We start from the raw sequence: 18229 nt of genomic DNA, 5'->3' as shown, positions 1-18229 counted from the left end.
CCTGGAGCGTGAATGTGCCGGGCGCGGTGCTGGCCGCCAATGGCGATGTCTCCGCGACGGTCACCACGCGTGATACCGCAGGTAATGTGACGACGGCGAATACCAGTCACGCTTACGGCGTGGATACCGTCGCACCGACCGCGTCGATTACTATCGACGATGTGACCAGCGATAACGTGGTTAACGCAGCCGAATCCGGCCAGACCATTGCCGTCACCGGTCAGGTCGATAACGACGTGAAAGCGGGTGATACGGTGACAGTTACCGTCGGCACGGAAACTTATCAAACGACCGTGAATGCCGATGGCAAAACCTGGAGCGTGAATGTGCCGGGTTCGGTGCTGGCTGCTAATGGTGATGTGAGTGCCACGGTCACCACCCGCGATACCGCAGGCAACGTGACTACAGCGAATACCAGCCATGCGTACAGCGTCGATACGGTTGCGCCAGTAGCATCGATTAGCATCGACGATGTCACCAGCGATAACGTGATTAATGCCAGCGAGTCGGGTCAGACGATTGCGGTCACCGGTAACGTGGATAACGATGTGAAAGCGGGTGATGCGATTACCGTTACCGTCGGCACGGAAACTTATCAAACGACCGTGAATGCCGATGGCAAGACCTGGAGCGTGAATGTTCCGGGCGCGGTGCTGGCTGCTAATGGCGATATCAGTGCGACGGTCACCACCCGTGATACGGCAGGCAATGTCACTACAGCGAATACCAGCCATGCGTACAGCGTCGATACGGTTGCGCCAATCGCGTTGATTACTATCGATAACGTCACCTCGGATAATGTGATTAACGCCAGCGAATCGGGTCAGACGATTGCGGTCACCGGTCAGGTTGATAACGACGTCAAAGCCGGTGATGCGGTGACGGTCACCGTCGGCAGCGAGACCTACCAGACTACGGTCAATGCCGATGGCAAGACCTGGAGCGTCAATGTGCCGGGCTCTGTATTAGCGGCCAATGGTGATGTGAGTGCCACCGTCACCACCCGTGATACCGCAGGCAATGTCACCACTGCAAACTCTACTCATGCTTATGGCGTCGATACCGATGCGCCAGTGGCGTCGATTACCATCGACGATGTCACGTCCGATAACGTGATTAACGCCAGCGAATCGGGTCAGACGATTGCGGTCACCGGTCAGGTCGATAATGACGTGAAAGACGGTGATGCGATTACCGTTACCGTTGGCACCGAGACCTACCAGACTACGGTGAATACCGATGGCAAAACCTGGAGCGTGAATGTGCCGGGCGCGGTGCTGGCGGCGAACAGCGATGTCTCTGCGACGGTCACCACCCGCGACACGGCGGGCAATATCACTACGGCGAACACCCATCATGTATATGCGGTGGATACCACTGCACCAGAAATTGATATTACGAATTTCGCGGGTAACGATGGTTATGTCAGCCAGAGTGAGTCGAAAAACACCCTGGTCAGCGGCACCAGCAACGAGAAGAAGGTCGATCTGGTCTTTACCGATGTGAATGGTAAGTCGGTTACGCTGCATGACGTGCCTGTGACGAACGGAAAGTGGCAGACGAATGTCGATCTGAGTACGTTAGCGGAAGGCAAAATTACCGCAGGGGCGACGGCAACCGATGCGGCAGGCAATCAGGCGCATGATAACAGTCAGGCTATCATGGATATTACGCCGCCAGCCGCACACAACAACACGGTGTCTGGTACGGAAGACACGCCGCTGCACATTGGCTGGAGCGATCTGGGCGTATCGAGCGATACCACAAGCATCGTGATTTCGTCTCTGCCGCCAGCTGCCGCTGGCACGCTCTATTTTAACGATAGCGGGAGTTGGAAAGCGGTCACCGCGGGTCAAACCTTTACGGCTGGCAACACCGATCTACGCTTTACGCCTGCGGCTAATGTCTCTGGCGCATCGCTGGGCGACATTGCTTACCGACCTGTCGATAGCGCAGGGAATGCGGGCGATAAAGCCGCGCTGCATATTGGCATTACGCCAGTAGCCGATGCACCTGTTGTGAGTCTGAGCATCACCAGCGGTGCCACGACGCCGACCTCTTCAGAAATTATTAAGGTGAATGGTGGTAGCGCCAACGGTGGCTTCGACGTACAAAATGGGAAAATCGTCGCTGTGGGGAACGGGGTTCGCGTCTGGCTGACCGAGGGGGATCCGGTGCCTACCGTAGTAGGTACCGGTAAGGTGGCGTATTACAGTCAGGGCAACACTAGCGGTGACGGTAGCCACAGCGATATTTTCGTTGTGCACTCCACCAGCGGCTATTTTTATCGGCAGAGCGACTGGGCGGCCGATCGTAAGGATCACCGCGATCTGGATTCGTTCAACGGTAACCGGACGAATAACGGCAGCAGCGCGCATTCTGATTATGTGTTCGTTATAAAAGAGACGGGTTATACCTATAACGCGACCTACAGCACCAACAATAATCAGGATTCGTCGGTGAATACGTTGGATGGGCTGAAGGTTAACTATACCGATAGCAGCGGTAAGTCCGGCTCATTTACGACGCAGGTTAGCAACAATATTGAAGGTGTGATCTATAGCGACGGCACGACATACACACCGGGCACCAACAGTGCGACGGTGGAAAAAGTGCCCGGTCAGGCAGGAACGCAGACGCATACGCTTGATATCTCGGCTGCTCTCACCGATCGTGACGGTAGTGAAACCCTGTCAGGGGTTACGCTCACAGGGATTCCGAAAGGAACGGTGCTGACTGACCACATTAACAATGTGAAGTATACCGTTGGCGATGATGGATCGTACATTATCAAGAACGCCAACAATGCTCAGACGCTGGCTGGAAAGATTACGCTCGACGTGCCGGTCGATGCAGGTAAATTCAACGTGGTCGCGCAGGCGACATCGACAGAAATCGCCAACCACGATACGGCGACCGGATACTCTGCCGGAGGCGTTGAACAGTATGGAATGAGCGTCGGTACGATAGGCGATGACAACATGTCCGGTACACATAGCCACGATGTGATGGTTGCGGATGTATCCGGTTTGCAAATCATTGAAGGGCAGAACTACAACATTGCATTTATGGTCGACTCATCAGGTAGCATGTCATCAACGGACATCGACAATGCGCGCACGTCGTTGAGTAACGTATTCAAAAGTCTGATCAACAGTGCTGGCGGCGCGAATTCTGGCACGGTGAACGTGTTTCTGGCTGACTTTGATACGCAGGTTGGCAAAACCGTATCGGTAAATCTGAACGACACCAATGCACTTAACAAGCTGACCGCCGTATTGAATTCAATGGTGGGGGGATCTTCCGCAGGCGGTGGAACCAACTATGAAGATGTATTCAAGACGACGGCAAACTGGTTCCAAAGTGATGTGGTGAAAAAGAATGTGGGTAATAACCTGACATATTTCATCACCGACGGTGAGCCCACTTACTACCAGACCAACGAAGCCAATGAAGTGCGCGTGAGCGACTGGTGGCAGTCGCTGAATATTGACAATATTGCCTACAAACCGGGGCAGTCTTACTCTATGGATGTACGCGGTGCAGTCCGTGAAGTCATTGATAGCAAAGGTAACGTCTATCAATATGAATCGAATGGATGGAATGGCGTCACGCGAACAGTTATCGGACAAGTACGGGCGCAAGGGGATGGAACCTATGAAATATCCTCTCTGGGCGGGGCCGGAAATAATGGCTATTGGGCGCGCGACTTCTGGGGTAGGACGTACTGGGTCGATAACTCAGGTAACCGCGATGATAGTAATGCCAATGCGACTCAGGCTTTTGACATGCTGAAAAAGCAGTCGGCGATTGAAGCGATCGGTATTGGCGCTGATTTAAATGGCGATACGCTGAAGCGCTATGACACTGACGGCGTCGTTCAGGATCATATTGACCCTGCTAACCTGAATAAAGCGATTCTGGGCAGCGGCGAGTCGATATATGCAGGTAATGATCAGCTAAATGGCGGGTTAGGGAATGACATTCTGTTCGGCGATGTGGTGTCGTTTCCTAATATCGACGGCAATGGTATCACCGCCTTGCAGAACTACATCGGCAAGCAGTTAGGTATGCAAACCGGTGTACCAACAGCGAAAGAGATGCATGGGTATATTGCCACGCACAGCGCGGAGTTCGATCTGTCGTCGGCGAAGGATGGTAATGACATACTCAACGGTGGGGCCGGGAATGATATTCTTTTCGGCCAAGGTGGAAATGATACGCTGATTGGTGGAGAAGGTAATGACCTGCTCTACGGCGGTGCCGGAGACGACACCCTGATCGGTGGCTCTGGAGGCGATACGCTTATCGGCGGGGCTGGCGCGGATACCTTTAGGTGGCAGGCTGGCGATATCGGCAACGATGTGATCAAAGACTTTAATGCCAAAGAGGGCGACCGGATTGATTTAAGCGATCTGGTTGGTGAACTGGAGGAAGGAACCGATATCAGCCGCTATATTCGTATCACTGATAATCATGGCTCGCCGACGATTGAAGTTAGCACCGAAGGGAACTTTACGGCGGATAAAGGCGGAACGGTTGCAGTGTCGATTACGTTGGAACATTATAACGGTGCATTGCCGTCGTTGGAGAGTCTGGTTAGCAAACCTGAACCCTCTAGCTGATAGGGAAGGAGAAATGGAGCCTATTTGGCTCCTTTCTTTATCAAAAAATTAAAGGGGCTCCGAAAATGTTCTATATCCAGCGCGACAGTGATGGCCATCTGATGAAGGTAGAAAAGAGTCCTTTTCCTGAAATGAATGGCGAATTGCCTGATGACTCGCGCGAGGCACAGGCCTGGTGCCGCAGCCATCAGGCAGCGATGTCCAGCTTGCAGCAACTGCGACAAAGCGATCTGGAAATGGTGCGCGTGCTGGAGGACTTAATTCAGGTTTTGATTCAGAAAGGCGTCGTCAGCATTACCGATTTCCCTCAGGCAGCGCAGCTTAAATTGATCAGCCGTGCGCAGGCGCGTGAAGCGCTGAATGGCGGACTGAACAAGCTGATTGGCGACGATGAAGAAACGATGTTCTGAATAGAGCATGTTTTGAAGAAATGATGCTTTGAAAAAATGCTGTCTTAACGTCCCGTTCAATTGTTCCCGAAGCTCACCATGTTTTCTACCTCTCAATACGTCCCAGCTTCTCATCTATAGCAGAGAGAAGCCGAAACGCAGTGAGTTAAAATGGACGTGTCAGGTTCTGACCGCTGGTATAGGTTCACCCAATAACCGTCCCATTGCACCCTGTAATCCCATTTCCTGAAGCACTTTCAGTTCACCCGCGGTTTCAACTCGTTCAGCAATCAGTGGCAGGGCAATACTGTTGGTGGCGCGATACAGCGCTTCGATAAACATTTGCTTATCGCTTTCCTGGTCGATATTGCGGATGTAGCTACCATCCACTTTCAGGTAAGCCAGTCCCCACTGGGATAGATTGCCAATCATATTAAAGCGCCCCCCAAAATGCTGTAGCCCCAGCGCACAACCATGTTCATTCAACAGCTTGATTAAGGCTTCTAGTTGGATGCTGTCTGGCAGTTGATTCTCATCCAGTTCCAGAATCAGTCGTCTGGCGACCTCTGGCTGATGCTTCAATGGGGCTAACAGATCGGCGAGCAAATGAAGATTCAGAGCTGTGGTGCCAGACACACTTAATGCGAGGTTGCCGTCGTGCTGGCGGAGATAATCCAATACTTCGCGCAGCATGGTCTGATCCAGGCGGGTGTCCCAGCCAAAGCGTTGAATCCACGGCAGGAAACGGCCTGCGGCGATGCTATTCCCTTGCTCATCCTGAATACGAGCCAGCACCTTGTGATGCAGTACCTGGCTGGGGTCGTCACATGTGACGACGGGTTGCAGGAAAAGCTGTAAACGCTCCTGCTCAAGGATAGGATCGAGCAGGTTAAACCACATGTGGCGATCGGTTTCGACCTGTTCGGTACTGGCGGACGGAATCTCGTAAGGGGCACTCGTGTCGGTGTCGCTTTCGGCTTGCGTGAGCGCCTGATCGCCCTGAATAAACAGGGACTGCGCGGTGTCGCCGGGGCGGAAAGGGACCATGCCGAATTGGGCGACAGGGGAGACGTCGGTTTCGCCTGTCAGATGCAAGGTTTCGATGTTGCGCGTTAGCTCACCAATTAGCGCATAAGCTTCTTTATCGACTAAGCCCGGACAGAACAGCGCAAATTCCCCTCCGCGGATACGTGCCAAAAGACTTTCTGCGTTGGTATGTTGTTTTTGCGTTTGGCGCAGGATATGTCCGACGGAGGCTAACAGTGCATCGGTACGTTGGCCACCCAGTCGCTGATTCATACCTGCCAGATCCTGCACGCGAATCATAATAAGAAAGCCAGGAGCGGTTTCTTCATCGGCTAACTTGTCGTTGAACTGCATGTCAAACGCGCGGCGGTTATTCAATCCGGTTTGGGGATCCTGATAGGCTTCCTGGCGTAAGCGCTCGCTCCGTTCCGCCTCTTCTTCAAACAGCGTTTTGAGCTTGCTAACCATCAGGTTCATCGCCTGAGCGACGCGGCGGAATTCGGGCGTATTGGGTAAGTCCGGCTGGCTAAGAAATTCACGGCGGGTAATCGCCAGCGACTGATCGACGATATAGTCAAGCGGGCGTAGCTGGCGGCGCAGGAACAATGCGCCGATGAGTACGCCCAGCGTGCCGCAACCCAGCAGCCACAGGAAGGTCGCTGTACTGCTGCGCCACAGTCGGGTTACTGCGAACATTGGATGGCTGACCACTTCGACTTTGGCTGCCTGTTCCCAGCCGCGCATCACAATGGCTTCGCCAGCGCCGGGCTGGAGATTTACTAGCCGCACAAACCAGCGCGGTACGTCAGGGATATCGGGCGACGCGGTGCGTTCCAGAGTGACGTTACCGGTTTTTAAATCTCGCACGCGAATACTGGAAAAATACCCGCTGTCGAAAATTGAGCTGACCATCAGCTCCACCATCGCCGGGTCATCAATATTCGGCGTCAGGGAAAGCCCGAGTGCGGTCGCGGCATCCTGCGCGTGAGAGTGAAGCTGGTTATTGTACTGTTCACGCGAATTTTCCAGGCTGACGAAAAAACTCCCGCTGAAAATAATTAGCACAAACAGGCAGATGGCTATCAGTAGTTGTTTGTATAGAGACATAGCCTACCCTTACTCCTCAATTGAAAACCCTTCGGCACGCATTTTGGTTAATACATCCTGCCAGCGTGAAAGTCGTTTACTGTCACCGACGCGTTTGTTGCTGCCACTGGCTCCCGGCAGCCAGAGACCGCCGCCGTTAAAGGCGTACACCGGAACTAAATCGTTGCGCTCTGTCGCAGGTTGGATCTTGTCGGTCAGATTATCCAGCACCAGCGGAATCGACGTTGGTGCGGGATAATAGGTAACCACCATATGCGCTTTATTCAGGCGCAAGGCTTTAACATAGGTGATACGCAATTTGTCAGCAGAGACGCCTAAATGACGCAGGGTAAAATACTTGGCAAGCGCATAATCTTCGCAATATCCAGCGCCTTTACGCAGCGCCTCAATCGGGGTTGCCCAGTAATCTTCCTGATTCCAGACGACGATATCATCGCGAAACCGCATTCGGTCATTGAAAAATTGGTTCACGCTACTCAGCAGAGCCTTTTCATCTTTATTACGCGAATTCACCAACAGCGCCTGCCATTCATCTATCCGGCGGCGAGCATCGGGCGTTGCCGGGCCATAAAGCTGCTCGGTTCGCTGATTGATGGTAATAAAATCCCAGTCCGCATGCAGGTAACCCGCCAGCAGAAACAGCAGACAACTAATAAAGAAGAGCTTGTAACTGGAGAGGCTGAGCCCGGAGAGTCGCACTGAGGTTTCTCTGCTTACCTTGCGAGATGAATGTGGTGAGTGAATTCGATGCAGAATAGCGTACTTTCATAGGTCTCAAAAGCAGTATAGTGGTTGGTTTGTCATAGGCGTGTGAAAAACATTGAAAGAACGCTGACATAAAGCATGAGGTATCGGAATGAGTTCAGGCGTAGTGAATAGAGAGAACCTTAATTTAGGGAAGCTGGTTTCCGAAACGCGGAATCCGGCAACGATGATGCTGGATCAGTTCTCTACTCTGGAGATGATGCGCGTATTTAACCAGGAAGACCGGAAAGTCCCCGAAGCCATTGCACAGGTTTTACCGGCGATTGCTGAGGCTGTCGATCTGGCAACGGTATCGTTGCAGGAGGGGGGGCGGCTCATCTATCTGGGCGCGGGGACCAGCGGCCGTTTGGGCGTACTGGATGCTTCAGAGTGTCCGCCGACGTTTGGCGTGCCACACGGATTGGTTATCGGCCTGATTGCTGGTGGACCGGGAGCATTACTCAAAGCGGTAGAAGGGGCGGAAGATGATCCCGCGCTCGGTGCAGCGGATTTGGAAGCGCTGAGTTTAACGGCTGTCGATATGGTGATCGGTCTTGCGGCATCAGGCCGGACGCCGTATGTGATTGGCGCATTGCGCTATGCGCGTGACGTTGGCTGCCGGACGGCGGCAATCTCCTGCAATCCGCATTCGCCTATTGCACAGGAAGCACAAGTGGCGATTTCTCCCGTTGTTGGCCCAGAAGCATTAACGGGTTCGACGCGGCTGAAGTCGGGTACGGCGCAAAAATTAGTCCTGAATATGATTTCTACTGGCGTAATGGTTAAGCTGGGCAAGGTGTACCAGAATTTGATGGTTGATGTGAGGGCAACCAACGTGAAGCTGCTTGATCGTGCTTGTCGCATCGTGGTGGAAGCGACGGGGGCTGAACTGGACAAGGCTCGGCAGGCGCTGGCGCAGTCGGATAACGACGTTAAGCCTGCGATTCTGATGCTTCTGGCTAATATTGATGTGGAAACCGCGCGTGAACGCCTGAAAAAACACAACGGCTATTTGCGTGAGGCGTTAATTGGCGGATAAGAATATTTTGGTGTCGTTCTATCTTGAGGTAAATCGGGAGAAATGTTTTGAGTGATAAGCGAGAGCAACGCATTGTTTTTTTTGATCTGGATGGCACGTTGCATCAGCAGGACATGTTTGGCAGCTTTTTGCGTTTCTTGCTTCGTCGGCTGCCGTTAAATCTCGTTCTGGTTATCCCGCTATTACCTCTTATCGGGCTGGGGCTACTGATTCGCGGTCGCGCGGCTCGGTGGCCGATGAGCTGGCTGCTGTGGGCGATTACGTTTGGGCGTGATGAAGACGAACTGGTTCAATTGGAAAAGCAGTTTGTCGGCGCGTTTCGTCATGATGTCATTCCATTTCCGCAGGTTCAGCAGCGGCTGAAAACCTATCTTGAAGACAGTGATGCACAGGTCTGGCTGGTGACGGGATCGCCGCAGCGGCTGGTGGAGCAGGTCTATCATGATTCGCCTTTTCTGCCCGGCGTTCGCCTGATGGGTAGCCAGATTACACGCCGCTACGGCGGCTGGGTATTAACGCTGCGCTGTCTCGGACATGAAAAAGTGGCACAGATGGAGCAGCGTCTCGGCGCACCGCTCAAACTCTACAGTGGTTACAGTGACAGCAAGCAGGACAACCCGCTGCTCTATTTTTGTGAACACCGCTGGCGGGTGACATCTGAAGGCAGTCTGCAACAGTTGGAGTAACGCCTTCAATACGTCATCCATATCGGTATAATGCGCCGCCAAAATAGGAATTGTTGAGTGAGGAAATGTGAGTAGCGTGAGTAATGATGAATACTGGATGCGCTATGCATTGACGCTGGCTCAGCGTGCTCAGGATGAAGGCGAAGTACCGGTTGGCGCAGTGCTGGTGCTGGATAACGAAGCGATTGGCGAAGGGTGGAACCGGCCGATTGGACATCACGATCCTACCGCGCACGCTGAGATTATGGCGCTGCGGCAGGGAGGACAGGTGTTGCAGAACTACCGCCTGCTAGAGACGACGCTGTATGTCACGTTGGAACCGTGCATCATGTGTGCGGGGGCGATGATACACAGCCGTATCGGTCGGCTGGTTTACGGTGCGTCAGATGAGAAAACGGGGGCTGCGGGGTCGCTGGTGGACATTCTGCGCCATCCCGGCATGAATCATCAAATCGTGATTGAATCGGGGGTTCTGGCTGATGAATGCTCTGCGACACTCAGCGCGTTCTTCCGCCTGCGCCGTGAGCAGCATAAAGCCCGTCGAGCGGTAGAGAAAAACGCTGCGCAGGAATAGCGTAATGCCGATCGTTGAAGAGCCGAGATACACGGAGCGACCACGGTGCGAGGTATCCCTGCGGGAACCTCACCCCGTGTTTCTCCCAAAATGCGGCTGAAGCGATCCGCATTAGCGCAGGAGTCGAGGCGTTTTTCTTTCTTGATGCAGGCTTATTCCGCCACCTTATTGAACGGAACGGCTGGATAGCCTTGTGCGATTTGCGTCTGCTGCTGCACTTTGGCTTCTTTTTCGATCAGGTAACCTTCCAGACTCACCATATAACGCCGAATGTTTTCTACATAGTTATAGGCTTCGTGTCCGCGCGCGTAGCCGTAGGTGGTTTGGGGGTAATAGCGTTTTTGGCTCAGCATCGGCAGGCGCATTTTCACATCCACCCAGCTGTCTGGGTTACCTTTCTGTTTTTCAGTCAATTTGCGTGCATCAAGCAGGTGAGCGTATCCCATGTTGTAGGACGCCAGCGCAAACCAGATTTTTTCATCCTCGGGGATAGTATCCGGCATTTTCTGCATCATATGCGACATGTACTGTGCGCCGCCGCGAATACTTTGCTCTGGGTCAACGCGATCGGTCACGTTCAGGCTTTCTGCCGTGTTGCGTGTGAGCATCATCAGCCCGCGTACGCCGGTCGGAGAAGTTGCCTGCGGGTTCCAGTGGGACTCCTGATAGGAGATGGCGGCAAGCAGCTTCCAGTCGATATCGGTGGCATATTTTTCAAACAACGGGCGCAGATCCGGCAGTGTTTCGTCAATCGCGCTCAGGAACGTGGTGGTATCCACATAGTCAAACTCACCAACGTGGCCGAGATATTTCTCCTCCAGACGCGCGAGCGTACCGTCTTCGACAACCTGACTGAAGAAATCCAGCAGCGCAGCGGACAGACTGTCATCGTGTGAACGGCGCATATACCAGGTGACAGGCTCTTCATCGCTGAGATCGAAGGCAACGGCGAGCTGCGGATGAATACGCTGCATCAAGCCGATGGTGACCGAATCACCCAGCGTATAGTCCAGCTTGCCGTCGGCAACCTGTTTCAGTAATTCCTGCGTGCTCTGATCAGAGGCGGATTCCCAGCTCAACTGCGGATATTTCTCTGCTTTGAGATCGCGCAGGGTAGCCGCGTGGGCGGAACCCGACGTAACAACAAGACGGCCTTGCAGCTTGTCCAGCGTTTTTGGGCGGGGCGATCCGAGGCGGTAGACCATTTGCTGTGAAATGGAGTAGTAGGTTGGGCCAGCACGAAAACGTTCCAGACGCTCGTGATTGTAAATCAGTCCGGCAGCCAGCAGGTCTGCATCGTCACTGTCCAGATCGTCGAACAGTTCGTCAAGGTTCTTACGTGACGAGACCACCAGCTTGACGCCGAGGTAATCGGCGAAACGTTTTGCCAGTTCATAGTCCAGACCAGTCGGGGATCCGTTGCTCATTGCATAAGTCAGCGGTGAATTAACGGTGCTGATACGCAACTCACCGCGTGAGAGGATCTGCCTGAGCTGTACATCCTGACTACTGCGCCAGGGAATACTAGGCCATAGCGCTAACGCCAGCAGTAACGTGATAATCCCGATGAAAAAATAATTTAATTTTAACGGCTTCAAATAGTTATCTCTCGGCGGCCGTGTGGCCAGGCTGTCTGTAACGGCAGTTTTTTTATACGTCATTTCCCAGAGTGGGGGCATTTTGCTTAACAAAGCGCCAGTGTGCAACTTTTATTGATTTGGTCACCGATTAATCATTCGTCGGGCGCGAAGTGAAATTATCGCCACGCAAACGGTTTCGTCCGAGGGAAGGATTCTCTATAATACGCGCGTTTCCCCCCTGTTGTGCCCAATGGCTGTATTGCAGCCAGTGCATCGAAGACGAGAGAACTTTAGATTATGGAAATACTGCGTGGTTCACCTGCTTTATCGGCTTTTCGTATTAATAAATTGCTGGTCCGCTGCAAAGAGCACGTTTTGCCGGTCAGCGATATCTATGCTGAATACGTACATTTCGCCGATGTCAGCGCCCCGTTGAACAACGATGAACAGGCCAAACTGACACGTTTGCTGAAGTATGGTCCTTCTCTCGCGGAGCACGAGCCGCAAGGTCATCTGCTACTGGTGACGCCACGTCCCGGCACCATTTCACCGTGGTCTTCTAAAGCCACCGATATCGCCCATAACTGTGGATTAAGCAAAGTACTGCGTCTGGAACGCGGTCTGGCTTTCTATATTCATGCGCCAACGCTGAATGACGAGCAGTGGCAGCAACTGGGGGCACTGCTGCATGACCGGATGATGGAAAGCGTCTTTAGCGACCTGAAACAGGCTGAAGCCCTGTTCTCTCATCATCAACCCGCACCTTTCAAGCGCATCGAAATTCTGCTGCAAGGGCGTCAGGCGCTGGAAGAGGCGAACGTCCGTCTCGGGCTGGCGTTGGCGGAAGATGAAATTGATTATCTGCTGGAAGCCTTCACCCATCTGGGCCGTAACCCGACCGATATCGAACTGTATATGTTTGCGCAGGCGAACTCTGAGCACTGCCGCCACAAGATTTTCAACGCGGATTGGGTGATCGACGGCGTAACTCAGCCGAAATCACTGTTCAAAATGATTAAAAACACCTTTGAACACACACCTGATCACGTTCTCTCTGCCTATAAAGATAACGCCGCCGTCATGGAAGGCTCCGCCGTCGGCCGTTTCTATACCGATGCCAACGGACAATATGATTACCATCAGGAAGACGCACATATCCTGATGAAGGTTGAAACGCATAACCACCCAACCGCGATTTCACCGTGGCCGGGTGCCGCAACCGGATCCGGCGGTGAAATCCGTGACGAAGGCGCGACAGGCCGTGGCTCCAAACCGAAAGCAGGTCTGGTAGGCTTCTCTGTATCGAACCTGCGTATTCCTGGCTTTATCCAACCGTGGGAAGAAGAGTTCGGCAAGCCAGATCGCATTGTCAGCGCGCTGGATATCATGACCGAAGGCCCATTGGGCGGCGCGGCATTCAACAACGAATTTGGCCGTCCTGCACTGACCGGCTACTTCCGTACTTATGAAGAGCGTGTCGATAGCCACAATGGTGAAGAGCTGCGCGGTTACCATAAACCAATCATGCTGGCAGGCGGCATTGGTAACATCCGTGGCGATCACGTCAAAAAAGGCGAAATTAGCGTTGGAGCCAAACTGATTGTGCTGGGCGGACCGTCCATGAATATCGGTCTGGGCGGCGGCGCAGCCTCTTCCATGGCGTCTGGTCAGTCCGATGCAGATCTGGATTTTGCTTCTGTGCAACGTGATAACCCGGAAATGGAGCGTCGCTGTCAGGAAGTCATCGACCGCTGCTGGCAACTGGGCGAAGCCAACCCAATTCTGTTCATTCACGATGTTGGGGCGGGTGGTTTGTCTAACGCGATGCCGGAACTGGTGAGTGACGGTGGTCGCGGTGGTCGCTTTGAACTGCGCGATATTCTGAATGATGAACCGGGCATGAGCCCGCTGGAAGTCTGGTGTAACGAATCTCAGGAACGCTACGTTCTGGCCGTTGCGCCAGAGCAACTGGCACAGTTTGATGAGATTTGCCGCCGTGAACGCGCACCTTATGCGGTGATTGGTGAAGCGACGGAAGAACTGCATCTGACGATGAACGATCGTCATTTCAATAATCAACCTATCGATCTACCGCTGGATGTGCTGCTGGGCAAAACGCCGAAGATGCTGCGTGACGTTGAGCGTAAGCAGGTAGAAGGCACACCGCTACAGCGTGATGAAATTTATCTGGCAGAAGCCGTCGAACGCGTGCTGCACTTGCCTGTTGTCGCGGAAAAAACGTTCCTGATCACCATCGGTGACCGCTCTGTCACTGGCATGGTGGCACGCGATCAGATGGTCGGTCCGTGGCAGGTGCCGGTGGCTGACTGTGCCGTGACGACCGCCAGCCTCGATAGCTATTACGGTGAAGCGATGTCTATTGGCGAACGTGCGCCGGTCGCGCTGCGTAACTTCGCCGCCTCTGCGCGTTTAGCCGTGGGTGAGGCATTGACGAACATTGCTGCCACGCATATTGGCCCGCTGACCCGAGTGAAATTGTCTGCGAACTGGATGGCAGCAGCAGGGCATCCGGGCGAAGATGCTGGCCTGTACGATGCGGTGAAAGCCGTGGGTGAGGAGTTGTGCCCAGCGCTGGGTCTGACGATTCCCGTGGGTAAAGACTCCATGTCGATGAAAACCCGCTGGCAGGAAGAGGGCGAAGATCGTGCGGTCACCTCGCCGATGTCGCTGGTGATTTCTGCGTTTGCCCGTGTAGAGGATGTGCGTAACACAGTAACGCCACAACTGCGTATCGGTCAGGATAATGCGCTGCTGCTGATTGATCTGGGTGCAGGTAATAAAGCTCTGGGCGCAACGGCGCTGGCACAGGTTTATCGCCAGTTGGGGCGTAAAACGGCAGATGTTCATAGCCCAGAGCAGTTGGCGGGTTTCTTTAATGCTATCCAAGAGTTGGTCGCTGCTAAGGCGCTTCTGGCCTACCACGACCGTTCAGACGGTGGATTGGTTGTGACGCTGGCGGAGATGGCCTTTGCTGGTCACTGCGGTATCACTGTCGATATCGCGTCTCAGGGCGGGGATACGCTGGCGACGCTGTTTAATGAAGAGCTGGGTGCCGTTATTCAGATTCCTGCTGCACGTCGTGCTGAAGTAGAGGCCATTCTGGCGCTGCATGGTTTGGCTGACTGTGTGCATTATCTCGGTCAGGCTGAAGAAGGAACGCGTTTCACCATTCATCAGGGTGCTGAAGCGGTCTATCAGGAAAGCCGTTCGACGCTTCGCCGCTGGTGGGCTGAAACAAGTTGGCAGATGCAGCGCCTGCGCGATAATCCACAGTGTGCCGATCAGGAACACATCGCCAGACAGGATGATAACGATCCCGGTCTGAATGTATCGCTGACCTTCGATCCGAAAGAAGATATCGCCGCGCCTTACATTGCTAAAAATGTCCGCCCTAAAGTGGCAGTCCTGCGTGAGCAGGGTGTGAACTCTCACGTAGAAATGGCGGCGGCGTTCCACCGTGCGGGCTTTGATGCCATCGATATCCATATGAGCGACCTGCTGGCGAATCGCCGTAACTTGCAGGATTTCCAGGCGCTGGTTGCCTGTGGCGGCTTCTCTTATGGTGACGTGCTGGGCGCGGGTGAAGGCTGGGCTAAATCCATTCTGTTCAACGCTCGCGTACGTGATGAATTCGCTGAATTTTTCCTGCGTCCGCAGACGCTGGCGCTGGGCGTATGTAACGGCTGCCAGATGATGTCTAACCTGCGTGAGTTAATTCCGGGTGCCGATCTCTGGCCGCGTTTTGTCCGCAATAAATCCGATCGCTTTGAAGCGCGTTTCAGCCTGGTCGAAGTGCAGAAAAGCCCGTCGCTGTTCATGAATGATATGGCCAGATCGCGTATGCCGATTGCCGTTTCACACGGTGAAGGACAAGTTGAAGTCCGCGACAATACGCATTTAGCGGCGATTGAAGAACATGGTCTGGTGGCGCTGCGTTATATCAACCACTACGGTCAGGTAACCGAGAACTATCCGGCTAACCCGAATGGCTCGCCAAACGGTATTACGGCGGTAACCAGCACCAGCGGTCGTGCAACCGTTATGATGCCACACCCTGAGCGTGTGTTCCGCACCGTCAGTAACTCTTGGCACCCAGAAGAATGGGGCGAGGATGGTCCGTGGATGCGTATGTTCCGCAACGCTCGCAGACAGCTGGGCTGAGTTACTGTTTGTTAGGGGAAGGGGCTTCGGCCTAATACTGATCACTTAAGCCTCATTTTAGGAGAAACACGGGGATGAGGTTCCCGCAGGGACACCTCGCCCCGTGGTCGCTCCGTGTATCTCGGTTTTTAAACGATCGGCATTAGGGGCTTCGGCCCCTTTTTTACGTATGTTCTCTCGGTTTGTCGTTTTTTTGCGACGAATTGGTTTTTTGTTGTCTCTAATTGGTGACATTTAACCTATTGATTTATAAGAATGGTGTGACGGTATTATAAAGCTGTCTGTTTTTAGCGACATAAATCGTCTCCTTTGCGCGTATTTTCGCTATTTGCATTCTGGAATATTTATTTTTCAATGACGTATAAAGTAAAAAACCTTAAGAATCATTGTATTGATTTTTGTTTTCTTAGGTTGGCATGATACGTGCATTTTAGTCAGTGTTGCTCATTCAACTGGTTATGATTGCGTTGCTAACTGGCAAACATTTCGCTCATAACATCTGGAATGATGCCAAAAGAAAGGGTGCCTATCGTCCACCAGACCGATAACAGCGCGTGAAAACGAACGTTATCAAGCATCGGGCGACACGTTGAGTGAGGCACCGCCTATTCAGTTACGCGGCCAGAGGGAGCGATTCTTCTGGCCGCGTGATGTTTTATCATCATCCCCTCCAGAAAATCCCCCTGATTGCTTTTTACGGCGTTACTTTCTACAGCGTTACTTTCTACAGTATTACTCGGTATTCATGCCGTATTGCGAAGCGTTGCGCATGCCGTAAGGGAAAACGTTGAACTTTTATAAGACTCAGTTAGCATCAGAGCGGATTCGATAGGTAATGAGATGATTTCTTTGAAACGATGGCGTTTATTCCCGCGTTCCCTGCGGCAATTAGTAATTATGGCGTTCTTGTTGGTACTGCTGCCACTGTTGGTGCTGGCCTATCAGGCTTATCAAAGTCTGAACATGCTGAGCGAACAGGCTGCGGATATTAACCGGACAACGCTGACGGATGCTCGCCGCAGTGAGGCGATGACCAGCGTCGCGCTGGCGATGGAGCGTAGCTACCGGCAATACTGCGTATTGGACGATCAGACGCTGGCGACGCTCTATCAGAACCAGCGTAAACAGTATTCGCAAATGCTGGACTCCCACGTGCAGGTACTGCCCGATCCCCGTTATTACCAGACGCTACGTCAACTCCTTACTCAACTCAGCGAAATACGCTGCCATAACAGCGGCCCGGAACAAACGGCATCCAGCCTGCTGGAAGGGTTTTCCCGTGCCAACGGACAGATGGTGCAGGTAACGCGTGACGTCGTTTTCTCCCGTGGGCAACAGCTCCAGCAGGCTATTTCTGAACGCGGCCAGTTCTTTGGCTGGCAGGCGCTACTGTTATTCCTGGTCAGCGTATTGCTGGTGGTTCTTTTTACGCGGATGATTATTGGTCCGGTTAATGGCGTAGAGCGGATGATTAACCGCCTTGGGGAAGGGCGCTCGTTGGGTAACACCAGCACCTTTAAAGGGCCGCGTGAAATTCGGACATTGGCGCAGCGCATTATCTGGCTGAGCGAGCGTCTGTCGTGGCTGGAGTCGCAGCGGCATGAATTCTTACGCCATATTTCCCACGAACTCAAGACACCGCTGGCGAGCCTACGGGAGGGTACCGAACTGCTTGCAGATGAGGTCGTTGGTCCGCTGACTGCCGATCAGAAAGAGGTTGTTGATATCCTCGATAGCAGCAGCCGCCACCTACTACAGCTGATCGATCAACTACTTGACTATAACCGCAAGCTGGCGGATACACCGACCGAGCTGGAACGCGTTGAAATCGAAGAGATCGTCGATATTGTTGTTTCATCCCACAGTCTGCCTGCCCGTGCCAAAATGATTCACACCGATGTGACGCTGGCCGTCGAACACTGTTGGGCGGAGACGACGTTGTTAATGCGAGTGATTGATAATCTCTATTCCAATGCGGTGCACTACGGTAAGGAATCCGGTAACATTTGGGTTTATAGCCGTCAGATTGGCAATCGCGTTCAGATTGATGTCGCAAACAGTGGTACGCCCATTCCTGATGCAGAACGAGGCATGATTTTCGAGCCTTTTTATCAGGGAAGCCATCAGCGCCGTGGTGCAGTCAAAGGAAGTGGGTTGGGGCTGAGTATTGCGCGTGATTGCATTCGTCGCATGCGTGGTGAGCTTAGCCTAATTACCGTGGATTATGCTGATGTGTGTTTCCGCATCGAGTTGCCCTTATTGTCCGATAACGAATAG

The 18229-nt window shown here is 53.2% G+C and carries 10 protein-coding genes; 7 read left to right on the top strand and 3 right to left on the bottom strand.

Features of this window, described 5'->3' with window-relative positions; all coding sequences use genetic code 11:
* Positions 1–4625: Ig-like domain-containing protein (locus tag KP22_RS17790; protein WP_039325508.1), on the top strand; the 4625-nt coding region annotated here is incomplete at its 5' end.
* Between the two features lie 65 nt (positions 4626–4690).
* Complete coding sequence (locus KP22_RS17785) at positions 4691–5035, top strand: tryptophan synthase subunit beta (protein ID WP_039306057.1); 345 nt, start codon at positions 4691–4693, stop codon at positions 5033–5035.
* A 159-nt stretch (positions 5036–5194) separates the two neighbouring features.
* Here KP22_RS17785 and lapD read toward each other — a convergent pair whose 3' ends face one another.
* Both lapD and lapG read right to left on the bottom strand, forming a co-directional pair.
* Positions 5195–7147: a cyclic di-GMP receptor LapD gene (gene lapD, locus KP22_RS17780; protein ID WP_039325502.1), complete on the bottom strand. Its 1953-nt coding sequence runs from the start codon at positions 7145–7147 to the stop codon at positions 5195–5197.
* Positions 7148–7156: 9 nt separating this feature from the next.
* Positions 7157–7846, bottom strand: a complete 690-nt coding sequence (gene lapG, locus KP22_RS17775; protein WP_039325500.1) for a cysteine protease LapG — start codon at positions 7844–7846, stop codon at positions 7157–7159.
* 157 nt (positions 7847–8003) lie between these two features.
* Here lapG and murQ point away from each other — a divergent pair, with 157 nt between their 5' ends.
* The 3 genes from murQ to tadA all read left to right on the top strand — a co-directional run bounded on the left by murQ (position 8004) and on the right by tadA (position 10190).
* On the top strand, positions 8004–8930 hold the full coding sequence (murQ, locus tag KP22_RS17770) for an N-acetylmuramic acid 6-phosphate etherase (RefSeq protein ID WP_039325497.1): 927 nt from the start codon (positions 8004–8006) through the stop codon (positions 8928–8930).
* A 47-nt stretch (positions 8931–8977) separates the two neighbouring features.
* Positions 8978–9616 carry a phosphatidylglycerophosphatase C gene (gene yfhb, locus KP22_RS17765; protein ID WP_039306068.1) on the top strand — a complete coding sequence of 213 codons (639 nt, stop codon included), beginning with the start codon at positions 8978–8980 and terminating at the stop codon, positions 9614–9616.
* Positions 9617–9683: 67 nt separating this feature from the next.
* Entirely contained in the window at positions 9684–10190 is a 507-nt protein-coding gene (gene tadA / locus KP22_RS17760) for a tRNA adenosine(34) deaminase TadA (protein ID WP_072012607.1), read from the top strand.
* Between the two features lie 152 nt (positions 10191–10342).
* On the opposite strand, the gene mltF is transcribed toward tadA, so the two are convergent.
* Positions 10343–11851 carry a membrane-bound lytic murein transglycosylase MltF gene (mltF, locus tag KP22_RS17755; RefSeq protein ID WP_039306074.1) on the bottom strand — a complete coding sequence of 503 codons (1509 nt, stop codon included), beginning with the start codon at positions 11849–11851 and terminating at the stop codon, positions 10343–10345.
* Between the two features lie 216 nt (positions 11852–12067).
* Here mltF and purL point away from each other — a divergent pair, with 216 nt between their 5' ends.
* Positions 12068–15952, top strand: coding sequence for a phosphoribosylformylglycinamidine synthase (purL, locus tag KP22_RS17750; protein ID WP_039325492.1), 3885 nt, complete (start codon positions 12068–12070; stop codon positions 15950–15952).
* Between the two features lie 840 nt (positions 15953–16792).
* Complete coding sequence (locus KP22_RS17745; protein WP_039306080.1) at positions 16793–18229, top strand: sensor histidine kinase; 1437 nt, start codon at positions 16793–16795, stop codon at positions 18227–18229.

The sequence above is a fragment of the Pectobacterium betavasculorum genome, assembly GCF_000749845.1.
Taxonomy (GTDB): domain Bacteria; phylum Pseudomonadota; class Gammaproteobacteria; order Enterobacterales; family Enterobacteriaceae; genus Pectobacterium; species Pectobacterium betavasculorum.
The sequence above is the reverse complement of the archived record's forward strand: the minus strand, read 5'-3'. Positions and strand labels throughout refer to the sequence as shown.